Origin of the sequence: Limnohabitans sp. (assembly GCF_044361645.1) — a bacterium.
Classification (GTDB): domain Bacteria; phylum Pseudomonadota; class Gammaproteobacteria; order Burkholderiales; family Burkholderiaceae_C; genus Limnohabitans_A.
On record NZ_JBIKIL010000132.1, the window covers coordinates 1 to 10,401 of the forward strand.

At 57.5% G+C, this 10,401-nt stretch carries 12 protein-coding genes and 2 pseudogenes; 9 read left to right on the forward strand and 5 right to left on the reverse strand.

Annotation, left to right across the window (positions count from 1 at the left end; genetic code table 11):
- Positions 1–32 precede the first annotated feature (32 nt).
- Positions 33–728 carry a TetR family transcriptional regulator C-terminal domain-containing protein gene (locus ACIQ39_RS16475; protein WP_396435689.1) on the reverse strand — a complete coding sequence of 232 codons (696 nt, stop codon included), beginning with the start codon at positions 726–728 and terminating at the stop codon, positions 33–35.
- Between the two features lie 255 nt (positions 729–983).
- Here ACIQ39_RS16475 and ACIQ39_RS16480 point away from each other — a divergent pair, with 255 nt between their 5' ends.
- The 3 genes from ACIQ39_RS16480 to ACIQ39_RS16490 are packed head-to-tail and all read left to right on the forward strand — an operon-like array spanning position 984 to position 4,366.
- Complete coding sequence (locus ACIQ39_RS16480; RefSeq protein ID WP_396435690.1) at positions 984–2,237, forward strand: aromatic ring-hydroxylating dioxygenase subunit alpha; 1,254 nt, start codon at positions 984–986, stop codon at positions 2,235–2,237.
- A complete protein-coding gene (locus tag ACIQ39_RS16485; protein ID WP_396435691.1) occupies positions 2,234–3,829 on the forward strand; it encodes a phytoene desaturase family protein in 1,596 nt (531 codons plus the stop codon). Before ACIQ39_RS16480 ends, ACIQ39_RS16485 begins: the two co-directional genes overlap by 4 nt.
- A gap of 27 nt (positions 3,830–3,856) precedes the next feature.
- Positions 3,857–4,366, forward strand: a complete 510-nt coding sequence (locus tag ACIQ39_RS16490) for a GNAT family N-acetyltransferase (protein ID WP_396435692.1) — start codon at positions 3,857–3,859, stop codon at positions 4,364–4,366.
- Between the two features lie 662 nt (positions 4,367–5,028).
- Here ACIQ39_RS16490 and ACIQ39_RS16495 read toward each other — a convergent pair.
- On the reverse strand, positions 5,029–5,349 hold the full coding sequence (locus ACIQ39_RS16495) for a hypothetical protein (RefSeq protein ID WP_396435693.1): 321 nt from the start codon (positions 5,347–5,349) through the stop codon (positions 5,029–5,031).
- Here ACIQ39_RS16495 and ACIQ39_RS16500 point away from each other — a divergent pair, their 5' ends adjacent.
- A complete protein-coding gene (locus ACIQ39_RS16500; RefSeq protein WP_396435694.1) occupies positions 5,350–5,838 on the forward strand; it encodes a GNAT family N-acetyltransferase in 489 nt (162 codons plus the stop codon).
- 262 nt (positions 5,839–6,100) lie between these two features.
- Here ACIQ39_RS16500 and ACIQ39_RS16505 read toward each other — a convergent pair.
- Together ACIQ39_RS16505 and ACIQ39_RS16510 are read right to left on the reverse strand one after the other, a co-directional pair.
- Positions 6,101–6,520: pseudogene (locus tag ACIQ39_RS16505) on the reverse strand (transposase); the annotation flags it as partial.
- A 175-nt stretch (positions 6,521–6,695) separates the two neighbouring features.
- Positions 6,696–6,983 (reverse strand): annotated as a pseudogene (locus tag ACIQ39_RS16510) (phage integrase N-terminal SAM-like domain-containing protein); the annotation flags it as partial.
- 207 nt (positions 6,984–7,190) lie between these two features.
- Here ACIQ39_RS16510 and ACIQ39_RS16515 point away from each other — a divergent pair.
- Entirely contained in the window at positions 7,191–7,658 is a 468-nt protein-coding gene (locus ACIQ39_RS16515) for a GNAT family N-acetyltransferase (RefSeq protein WP_396435695.1), read from the forward strand.
- Positions 7,659–7,920: 262 nt separating this feature from the next.
- Here ACIQ39_RS16515 and ACIQ39_RS16520 read toward each other — a convergent pair whose 3' ends face one another.
- Positions 7,921–8,421, reverse strand: coding sequence for a transposase (locus tag ACIQ39_RS16520; protein ID WP_396435696.1), 501 nt, complete (start codon positions 8,419–8,421; stop codon positions 7,921–7,923).
- A gap of 91 nt (positions 8,422–8,512) precedes the next feature.
- On the opposite strand from ACIQ39_RS16520, the gene ACIQ39_RS16525 reads away from it, so the two are divergent.
- The 4 genes from ACIQ39_RS16525 to ACIQ39_RS16540 all read left to right on the forward strand — a co-directional run bounded on the left by ACIQ39_RS16525 (position 8,513) and on the right by ACIQ39_RS16540 (position 10,019).
- The gene (locus tag ACIQ39_RS16525; RefSeq protein ID WP_396435697.1) at positions 8,513–8,824 is read left to right on the forward strand and encodes a type II toxin-antitoxin system RelE/ParE family toxin; all 312 of its coding nucleotides are present in this window, start codon (positions 8,513–8,515) and stop codon (positions 8,822–8,824) included.
- Complete coding sequence (locus ACIQ39_RS16530) at positions 8,808–9,119, forward strand: helix-turn-helix domain-containing protein (RefSeq protein WP_396435698.1); 312 nt, start codon at positions 8,808–8,810, stop codon at positions 9,117–9,119. The genes ACIQ39_RS16525 and ACIQ39_RS16530 overlap by 17 nt, the downstream gene beginning before the upstream one ends.
- Before the next feature lie 22 nt (positions 9,120–9,141).
- Positions 9,142–9,354: an addiction module protein gene (locus tag ACIQ39_RS16535; RefSeq protein WP_396435699.1), complete on the forward strand. Its 213-nt coding sequence runs from the start codon at positions 9,142–9,144 to the stop codon at positions 9,352–9,354.
- A gap of 200 nt (positions 9,355–9,554) precedes the next feature.
- The gene (locus tag ACIQ39_RS16540; RefSeq protein ID WP_396435700.1) at positions 9,555–10,019 is read left to right on the forward strand and encodes a GNAT family N-acetyltransferase; all 465 of its coding nucleotides are present in this window, start codon (positions 9,555–9,557) and stop codon (positions 10,017–10,019) included.
- The last annotated feature ends 382 nt before the right edge of the window (positions 10,020–10,401 follow it).

The following is a 10,401-nucleotide window of genomic DNA, read 5'->3' on the forward strand; positions in this document are numbered from 1 at the left end:
GCATAACGTGCCACTACAAAGATTTTTAAGCTTCAGTCTGAAAACCCTCGCAAGTGCTTGAATTTATTGGCAGACTGGGCTGCGGAAGGAAGCGTTTCTGGAAAAAGGTGTCGAACTTCTGCAGCCAGGGTGTTGTCCAGCCAAGCCAGGCACAAAGCCACGCCTTTGTGGGGTGTCAGCGCCTTGGGGTCTAGGCACCACATGACCCACAAGCCATCGAGCATGGCGGCCAGCGCCGTGGCAGCGTCGGCCGCGTCAAACCCTGTCAGTTTTTCGGCCTTGGCAATGCCTTCCAGTTCAACCGCCAGCAAACCGCGGTAATGCGCCCAGGTGCGGCGGTGGATGGCCAGCAAGGCGGGTGAGTGCGGCAACTTGGACCAGAACACCAACCACACCGTCAAGAGTTTGGGGTCCAGCACCAAAGGTGAAAACGACACTTCGATGAAGGCCTGCAGTCTGGCCTTTGGCGTGTTGGCGGCGGCATTCACGCAGTCCATTTGTTGCGCCATCAAGCGCATGGCCAGGTGCTCGTAGGCCTGCGCGACCAGTTCTTCAATGCTGGCGAAATGGTGGTTGATCAAGCCGGGCGACACGCCCGCGATGGCCGCGATTCGGCGCACCGACACGCCTTCATGCCCGTGCGCGGCCAGGCTGTCTAAAGCGGCCTGAACCAAAGCGTCGCGGCGGGTGTCGGCATTTATTCTGTGGAATTTCGGCAAATTGGACACGGATCAGCGGTTCCTTGTTGTGGGTCGTGTACCGAAGAGTTGGTTCACTATAGCCCAGGGCTTGGCCAAGACTTGATTGGCATCACCGGTTTTTGCAAGGCGGCCTTGTCAAAGTGAGCAGGGGCTATCGCCTTTTGAATTTTCATGATTGACAAGCATGGAGGTCTTATTATACGATCGTACAATAAGCAGAAAAATGCTTTTTCAAGCCCCTGTCAAGACAGGAGCGCCTTTTGCCTTCTAGGAGAAACCGCCATGAACAAACCGGACCACACCCAAGCCGGAAGTCCCTACCGGGGACACTGCCAGCCCAGCGACCCCCACAGCCTGCCCGCTTGGCTTTACATCAATGAAGAGTACTTTGAGGTCGAGCGCGAGACCGTGTTTCGCCCCTCGTGGCAGGTGGTCTGCCACCTCAGCGATGTGCCCGATGTGGGCAGTTACCACACCTTTGATTTCATCGGTGAGCAGCTGTTCGTGGTGCGTGGCGAAGACCAGCAGGTACGCGGTTTTCACAATGTGTGCCGTCACCGCGCTGCGCGGCTGCTGGACGGCCCCAGCGGTCGCTTGCGCGGGCGCGTGGGTTGCCCCTACCACGCCTGGAGCTACAACCTCCAGGGCCACTTGACCGCATTGCCGCAACGCGCCAGCTATGGCGACTTGGACTTGAGCCAGCACAGCCTGGTGCCGGTGGAGACCGAGGTGTTTTTCGGTTTTGTTTTCGTGCGTCTGCAAGGTGGTGGGCCTTCAGTTGGCGAGATGATGGCGCCCTATGCCCACGAGTTGTCGGCTTACCGCTTTGAAGAGCTCCAACCCCTGGGCCGCGTGACCATGCGCCCGCGTTCGCTGAACTGGAAAAACATCGCCGACAACTACAGCGACAGCCTGCACATCATGGTGGCGCATCCCGGCCTCACGCGCCTGTTTGGTCAGAGCTACGGCATAGAGGCCAGCACTTGGGTCGACAAGTTGTGGGGCACGCTGCAAGACAAACCTTCTAGCAAGTGGTCCGAGCGTCTGTACCAAAAGCATTTGCCCGTGGTCGACCATCTGCCAGCTGAACGGCAACGGCTGTGGACCTACTTTCGTTTGTGGCCCAACGTGGCCTTTGACATCTACCCCGATCAAATCGACTTCATGCAGTTCATTCCGATATCGGCCACCGAGTCGGTGATCCGTGAAATCGCCTACGTGCTGCCCGACGAGCGCCGCGGAATGAAGGCCGCGCGCTACCTCAACTGGCGCATCAACCGCCAAGTCAACGTCGAAGACACCGACCTCATCACCCGCGTGCAGTCGGGCATGGGCTCGTCAAGCTACACCAGCGGCCCACTGGGCTCGTCAGAGGTCTGCCTGCGCCACTTTGCGCAGCGATTGCGCACGCTCATTCCCGAGGCTTGCGCCTACCAAGCGCCACCACCCGGGTGGTCACAGCGGCGTGCCGCTGAGCCTTGGGCTCCCTCTGCGCCATCCACCCCATCCACCCCCTACGCGAAGGACACTTTATGAAAACCGCATTGATCATTGGAGGCGGCCACAATGGGCTGGTCTGCGCCTTTTACCTGGCGCGTGCGGGGGTGGACGTCACGGTGCTGGAGCGCCGGGGCGTGGTTGGTGGCGCCGCCGTCACCGAAACCTTCTACCCGGGCTTTCGCAACTCGGTGGCGGCCTACACCGTGTCGCTGCTCAACCCCAAAGTCATCACCGACATGAACCTGGCGGGCCACGGTCTGCGCGTGGTGGAGCGGCGCATGTCGAACTTCTTACCCTTGGGCAACGGTGACGCCTTTCGCGCTGGCCCCAACGGGCTGACCGAGCGCGAAGTCGCGCGCTTTAGCCAACGCGACGCGCAAACGCTGCCGGCCTACAACCGCGTGCTTGACACCGTGGCCGACTTGCTGCGCGACTTGGTGCTCACCACGCCGCCCAATGTGGTGCAAACCGGCTGGCTGCAAGCCATCCCTGAACTGCTCAAGAGCGCCAGCTTGGGCAAGCGCTTTGCCGATCTGGACATGGTCATGCGCCGTGAAGTGCTTGATTTGTTCACCAAGTCGGCCGGCGACTACCTGGACCGCTGGTTCGAGAGTGACCCCATCAAAGCGCTGCTGGGTTTTGACGGCATCGTCGGCAATTTCGCCAGCCCCTATATGGCCGGTTCGGCCTATGTGCTGCTGCACCATGTGTTTGGCGAGGTCAATGGCAAAAAAGGCGCGTGGGGTCACGCCATAGGCGGCATGGGCGCCATCACCCAGGCCATGGCCAGCGCCTGTTTGGCCCAAGGCGTGAAGATCGTGCTGGACACGCCGGTGCGCGAGGTGTTGGTTGAAGGGGGCTGTGCGGTGGGGGCGGTGAGCGATTCGGGCCAGGAATGGCGCGCCCAGCGCGTGATCTCCAACGTCCACCCCAAACTACTTTATGAAAAGCTGCTGCCCGAGCACAGCCTGCCCGACGATTTCAAAACCCGCATCAAAGGCTGGCGCAGCGGCTCGGGCACTTTCCGCATGAACGTGGCCTTGTCGAGTCTGCCGCAGTTCACGGCCGAACCCAGCGCGGGTGTGCAAGACCACCACACCAGCGGCATCATCATCGCCCCGTCGCTGCAGTACATGGACGACGCCTACCTCGATGCGCGCCGCCACGGCTGGTCGACACGGCCCATTGTCGAGGTGCTCATCGCCTCGACCCTGGACGACTCGCTGGCCCCCGCCGGTCAGCATGTGGCCTCGCTGTTTTGCCAGCATGTGCAGCCCCAGCTCTCGGGTGGACGCTCGTGGGACGACCACCGCGAAGAGGTGGCCGACCTGATGATCGACACGGTGGAGGCGCACGCCCCGGGTTTTAAGGCCAGTGTGCTGGGCCGTCAAATCAACTCCCCGCTGGACTTGGAGCGCACCTTTGGCCTGATCGGCGGCGACATTTTTCATGGCGCGCTCAGCCTGGACCAAATGTTCTCGGCGCGACCTGTGCTGGGCCATGCCGACTACCGTGGGCCGATGCCGGGTCTTTACATGTGCGGCTCGGGCACCCACCCCGGTGGTGGCGTCACCGGTGCGCCCGGCCACAATGCGGCGCGCGAGATCTTGAAAGACATGGGCCGCTAAGGCTGAGTGCCAGCACAGCCACAGACAATGAACGTGCCCGCCAGAACCCGTTACAGCCCCTTGGGCCTGGGCGATACCGATGAACTCATGGCTGCGCTTGACCTGCCGCAGGTGTATGAGTTCATCGGCGGGCTGCCCACACGGGACGACTTCATCTTGGATTTGCACACGGCTCTGGCCGGCCCGCCGCCCGGCGTCGATGAACAGTGGCACCACTTCGCTGTGCGCTTGGCGAGCACGGATCAACTGATCGGAAGGCTCGAAGCCACGGTACACGACGGTCTTGCCGAAGTGGCATTCTTGTTCAGCCCGCCCGTTTGGGGTCAGGGTCATGCAACGCAGGGCCTGCACTGGCTTCACCAGCACCTGCGTGAACTCGGCTTCATGGGTGACACCTGGGCCACGGTGCATCCCCACAACGTCCGCAGCAAAGCGGTCGTGCAGCGCTGCGGCTACCTGCAGGTGCCCAACCAGTGCCTGCCCCTGCTCTACAGCCACGACCCTGGCGACCTTGTGTTTCGCCGCGGCGTGGATTGAGCGGACTGGGCATCAAAAAACTCGAAGCCTATGGCGAGCAAGTGCTGCGGGTGTGCAACGGGGCGGCTTGAGGGCTTTGCGGTGGGGGTGGGGCCACTGAAAACACTGAGCCCTTCGCATGGAGGAAGGCTGACACCCTGCGGTCATTGGCCAGCATGGAAAAACGCCCCCACGTCGGTCTTACTTGCTTCTTCTTGATTCAGCATGCCTGCGGGCCGCGAGGAATCGAATTCATGAAAAAGAATTTAATAGCGGTGGTGTTTGCATTTTTTTGATCTTATAGTTCGCACACACCATCCATTAACGCAGTTGACTGGTTAAGCGGGTGGAACAAAAAAGGAGCACCGGGCTCATGGGAAATTTATACCCCAATGAAAAAACAACACGCAAGCGCCAAAGGCTTGCTGCACGGCATTTGCCGCAATTTCTTTCACAGGATGCAACGACTGGGCCAGGATGTATCCACCGGGTTTTGCGGTCTACATCACGTTGGGCGCTATGAATATGTGCCCGGACCACAACATCATTAACTGCTTGTCGCAGCTCGGCGTCATCTATTACGGAGCCACCTTCTTCGGAGTCATTGGACTGTTCCTCACCCCGTGGCTCATTTGGCAAGCTTTTACTAAAAGGCCAGGTGGCGTGCCACGGTTTGATGAAAATCAAAAGATGAAAATTGTGTTTTTCCGCGTATTCTCGTTTGTCGCGGCATGCACATATGCAGTCGCAGCTTTTTTGGTTTTTCCCGGCGTGCTTTTTTGTAGCGTGTTCTGTTTTCTCGGAATTGGGCTTCCGGCAATAGGCATCACTGCCGCAGTTCCGTTCGTAATTCGTCTTTTCCTGTCATCGTACAAGCCACCACATGACAATGTATTACTACCCCGCGCCCAACCCATCATTCCACCGGACGCTGCGCGATAAAGCCGCTTAGCGCCGGTGACCTCCACGTTAGGCGTCACAACACACGCTGCATCAATGCTCATATGAAGATCAGTTTAAGAAAGATCACGCTGGAGAACTTAGACGACGTCGTCGATCTTCGGTTGCTTGATCACCAATACGAGTACCTCGCGAGCAACTCCTATTCAATAGCCGAGGCCGGCCTCAATACATCACTTCGCACCCATGCCATCTACGGTGACGAGCGGGTGATCGGCTTTGTCTTGTACTGCACGCCAGATGACAGTGATAGCGAACCGGGCACATATGAAATTTGGCGATTGATGATCGATGCAGGTGTTCAGGGGCGCGGGTACGGTCGGCAGGCACTTGAGTTCGTCCTTCGGGAGATATGCGCAGACGACACTGCGCAGAACATCCACATTTGCTATAAACCAGACAACGAGGCGGCGAAACGTTTCTACTCAAGCCTTGGATTTGAAGAAGTCGGTATCGAGCCTGAAACTGGTGAGATGGATGCTGTAGTTACGCCCTTGCGCATCAGATGGTCGAGGCCAGCAGGTGACGCCTAACGAGTAAGGATAGGTCGCGCGAAGCCGCTTTTCTGTCCGTTTGTTGGACGAGCCCGGTTCTGGGCGGTGGTTTTTGCCCTACAGAAAACATCTTTTTTGTCTTGCATGTGCGATTGAGCATTCACTCGGCTCAAGCGATCTGACGGCAGTGCGCCTTGTGCCATTGCGGCACTTTTGGGCAGTGTGTGGCTGTTTTTGGTCGAGCACACGCTCAGTGCTTTTGGGGCACTGTTGCGCAATCCTCAAGCTGAGATCGGGATTGTTACTGCTTCGTGGTCGCCTGACTGTGTTGCGGTGGCGGCGCATTGGTCGATGGCAAGATTCGGCGGCGCAGCACCCTCATGGCACCGGCACAGCACGCACACTTCCATGGCGCACGAGGCGTGGTCTGAGATGTCGCTGATGGGGTTGCGGTGCCACTTGGGCGCTTGAACACCAGCAGCTTCAGCAAGGCGATCAGCCTTTTGCTGTTCGGATGCAATAAACCAAAGTTGCGCGCCCTTCTAAAGCCTTTGGGCAGCACATGCATTACCAGACGCAGAAACTGCGCGCCACTCACGGTGCGCGTGGTCAGGCGTTTGGTTTTGCTGTCGCGCCAACGGGAGGTGACCTTGTTGCCGTCGCAGCGCAAGATGTCCTTCTCCTGAATGACGCCCCGGTACAGATAGCGGCCCAAGTAGATTCAAAGCCAAGCCTTCGCTCAGGCGCAATCCCATGCTGTAGAGCGTGAAGAAAAACACGCGGTAACTCAACACCCGAGTGGCGGCAAACAGAGCTTGCGCTTCTTCGACGGTGACAATGTCAGGCAAGCGCTGAACCTTGGGGGGCTTGATGAAGTTTGGGCTGCTCCAGGGTTTGCCCAGCACGTGTAAGGTAAAGAACTTGAAGCCGTAAAGATCGAGTTTGACGGCGCTCCAAGAATGGGAGGCCACAAGATCGCTGAAATAGTGGGTCAGTTGCGTGGGCGAGAGCTTGTCAATTGCAAAATCAGAGTAGTCGCCCATGCGCCGAATTGCACGGGCGTAAGCGTCAATGGTTTTGGGCTGCAGGCCTTTGAGCTTGAGGTGTTGCAGGTGGGTGCGGTACGCGCTGGAAAATGGTTCGGGGAAAATGGCGGGGTCATAGCCACCGGGATACGTCGACATGGGCGAACTCCAGATAAGTTGCAGATCACATGCCCCACAATTGAGGCATGAGCCTACAGCTTACGAATTCACCAACAGCCGTTGCGGCACACCCGCTCCGCGTAGCGGCTTCGTCCAACATTTCGCTCGGCGCGGACACGCAGCAGCAGGAGGCCGCTTCGCGGCGCATGCTGCGTGCCGGGCAGCTTCGACGTTAGGCCGCACACAATGAACATTGACGGTCCGCTTACAGGGATTGAAGACGAATGCGAACGCGTACTGAGGACGCTTCCGGATTGGTTCGGTATTGAAGAATCTTTGCTGGAATACGCTAACGCAACCTTACACATGCCAACCTTTGTGATTCGACAAAAGGAACAAGTAATAGGCTTTCTGTCACTCAAGGAACACTTCCGGAACTCGTGGGAAGTGAATTGCATTGCAGTTGACATAGGATATCGGGGTCAAGGTCTAGGCAAAAAGCTTCACAAACAAGCTGAGCTTTGGCTTGCCAGCAATGGTGCTACTACACTGCAAGTCAAAACCCTTGCGTCAAGCCATCCAAGTAAGGCCTATGCCCAGACCCGTGAATTCTATTGTTCACTGGGCTATCAGCCCATTGAGGTGTTTCCTGCTCTTTGGGCTGCGCACTTGCCTGTTCTACAACTTGTTAAGGTCTTAGCGAGTGCGGCCTAACGAGTAAGGACAGGTCGCGCGAAGCCGCTTTTCTGTCTGTTTGTTGGACGAGCCCGTTTCTGGGCGGTGGTTTGAGCCCTACAGAAAACATCTTTTTTGTCTTGCCTGTGCGATTGAGCATTCACTCGGCTCAAGCGATCTGACGGCAGTGCGCCTTGTGCCATTGCGGCACTTTTGGGCCCTGTGTGGCTGTTTTTGGTCGCGCACATGCTCAGTGCTTTTGGGGCACTGTTGCGCAATCCTCAAGCTGAGATCGGGATTGTTACTGGTTCGTGGTGGCCTGACTGTGTTGCGGTGGCGGCGCATTGGTCGATGGCAAGATTCGGCGGCGCAGCTCCCTCATGGCACCGGCGCAGCACGCGCACGTCCATTGCGCACGCGGCGTGGTCTGAGATGTCGCTGATGGGGCTGCGGTGCCACTTGGGCGCTTGAACACCAGCAACTTCAGCAAGGCGATCAGCCTTTTGCTGTTTGGATGCAAGAAACCAAAGTTGCGCGCCCTTCTAAAGCCTTTGGGCAGCACATGCATTACCAGACGCAGAAACTGCGCGCCACTCACGGTGCGCGTGGTCAGGCGTTTGGTTTTGCTGTCGAGCCAACGGCAGGTCACATTGTTGCCGTTGCAGCGCAAGATGTCCTTCGTCTGAATGACACCCCGGAGTGCGCCTTCAGCGCGTGCCTGGCGTGAAAAGGCCAGAAATTCGGGCCGAAATTGGGCCGCTTCACCCAACACATCTCGCATCAAACAATCAACGAGCAGCATGTCGCTGAATTCGGTGGCTTGTTCAGCGCAGCCTCAGGCCTCACAGCAAACCTCCGTTGACTTCTATGCGCTTTAGGCGTAGAGTCAGAGCATGCTTACCGTCGTTGAAAGCCCCATCTTTCAGAAGCTGCGGCCCAAATACTGGGACGAAGATGAACGAGCCGAGTTTGCATCCTTCATTTCACTGAACCCAGAAGCCGGCTCTGTGATTCGTGGCTCAGGCGGCGTACGCAAAGTTCGTTGGGCACGTGAGGGAGCAGGCAAGTCGGGTGGCGTCAGGATCGTCTACCTTGTTCGGAACGAAGCTGGCGAGGTCTATCTCCTCACTCTGTATGCGAAGTCAGAGTCAGAGAATATCTCACTCAATACACTCAAGGAGATTCGTCGTGCCCTCGAAATCTAAGAAGCTCAATCCATCTGAAATCGCTGCGTTTGAAGAAAAGCGTGACATTGGCGCTGAGATCCTTCGGTCAATCAAGGACATGAAGGCTGGCAAAGGCAAGGTTGTTGTCTCGTCGGCCACAGAAGCAAGGCACGCCACTGGCCTGTCTCAAACTCAGTTTGCCAACTTGCTGGGCGTATCTGTGCGCACGCTCCAAGGATGGGAGCAAGGAAGAAAGCAGCCTAGCGGTGCAGCGCGCACGCTCCTTGCAATAGCTCGCACAAATCCGAAGGCGGTTCTGGCTGTTTCCGCGTAGTGAGTCCGCCTCGAAGACTGTTATGCAGGATCAAGTGACAGAACTCGCACAGCGCGGCAAGGCGCTCTTACCGAAAGAGCGGTCGCGCCTGGTCGATATTTTGCTTGAGTCACTCCACGAACCGGCCATCGCCGAAGTTGAGGCGGCCTTGAAGATTGAGATTGAGCGCCACTTGGCTGAACATGATCACGGTGAAGCCGAGAGCATCGACGCCGACGAAGTTTTCGCTAAATGAGGTATCGCTCGGTGACCAAGCCACGTTTTCTACCCGCCGCTGAGGCCGAGCTCTTGAAGGAAGTTGCCTACTGCTCGAACATCCGTGATGGCTGGGGCATCAAGTTTGAACATGCTGTGCAAAGCGCGGTAAAAAATGCGGTCTCCAATCCAAGCAATGGGGTGCCCGCCGGAAAACGCCAAACTTAGGGCGCAAAAGACATGCACATCACACTCCTCAAGCCTTCGAATGCAAAGCAGTACCGCGAGCTGATGCTGGAGGCCTACCAACTTGCGGCTGACGCTTTCACTTCTACCGCCCAAGAGCGTGCCGCTGAACACGAGGACTTCTGGATCAAGCGGATTGCCGACCCTACAAGCCTGAGCGCAGCATTCGGAGCATTCCAAGGTCAAGATCTTCTTGGCACCGTGGCGCTGGAGGTATCGAAGAAGCCCAAGACCAAGCACAAGGCTCTGGTCGTCGGAATGTATGTCACGCCCTCCGCAAGGGGAAAGGGCGCTGGTCGCGCGCTCATAGAGGCAATTGTTGAGTACGCCCAATCAAATGAGCAGCTTTTCATGCTCACACTCACGGTCACTGAGGGCAACGAATCGGCTATCGATTTGTACCGCAGTTGCGGCTTCAGCACCTTTGGCGTAGAACCTATGGCCATCCTCACACCCTAGGGTTTCAAGGGCAAGGTCCACATGTTTCTACCACTCCACCGCAGCAAGTCTGCGGCCTAGCCCCTTGGTGAACCGGACCCGCAACAGTTGGGGCCACTGAAGACACTGAGCGCTTCTTTTTCATGAGGGCTGACACCCTACCCCCATTGGCCATCACGGAAAAACGTCGCCACAGCGGACTGGCTTATCTCATTTTGGCTCAGCACACCGCCGGGCTGAGGGGCGTCAAATTGATTTAAAAGTATTTAATAAATGTGCTCAGTAGTGTCCGGTTTATTTGACTGCCAACCCGCGCCAAGCGAGTAACGGCAAGGGTTTCAAAGGTTTCATGGGTGTCCACGATTTGAATTTGATTTTGCGCACTAGGCATGCTCCAAGGGTT

What these genes read in the sequence shown, in the direction of transcription:
- ACIQ39_RS16480 (WP_396435690.1), top strand. Translation starts at nt 984, where the DNA reads ATGAACAAACCGGACCACACCCAAGCCGGAAGTCCCTACCGGGGACAC.
- ACIQ39_RS16485 (WP_396435691.1), top strand. Translation starts at nt 2,234, where the DNA reads ATGAAAACCGCATTGATCATTGGAGGCGGCCACAATGGGCTGGTCTGC.
- ACIQ39_RS16490 (WP_396435692.1), top strand. Translation starts at nt 3,857, where the DNA reads ATGAACGTGCCCGCCAGAACCCGTTACAGCCCCTTGGGCCTGGGCGAT.
- ACIQ39_RS16495 (WP_396435693.1), bottom strand. Translation starts at nt 5,349, where the DNA reads ATGAGCATTGATGCAGCGTGTGTTGTGACGCCTAACGTGGAGGTCACC.
- ACIQ39_RS16500 (WP_396435694.1), top strand. Translation starts at nt 5,350, where the DNA reads ATGAAGATCAGTTTAAGAAAGATCACGCTGGAGAACTTAGACGACGTC.
- ACIQ39_RS16515 (WP_396435695.1), top strand. Translation starts at nt 7,191, where the DNA reads ATGAACATTGACGGTCCGCTTACAGGGATTGAAGACGAATGCGAACGC.
- ACIQ39_RS16520 (WP_396435696.1), bottom strand. Translation starts at nt 8,421, where the DNA reads ATGCTGCTCGTTGATTGTTTGATGCGAGATGTGTTGGGTGAAGCGGCC.
- ACIQ39_RS16525 (WP_396435697.1), top strand. Translation starts at nt 8,513, where the DNA reads ATGCTTACCGTCGTTGAAAGCCCCATCTTTCAGAAGCTGCGGCCCAAA.
- ACIQ39_RS16535 (WP_396435699.1), top strand. Translation starts at nt 9,142, where the DNA reads ATGCAGGATCAAGTGACAGAACTCGCACAGCGCGGCAAGGCGCTCTTA.
- ACIQ39_RS16540 (WP_396435700.1), top strand. Translation starts at nt 9,555, where the DNA reads ATGCACATCACACTCCTCAAGCCTTCGAATGCAAAGCAGTACCGCGAG.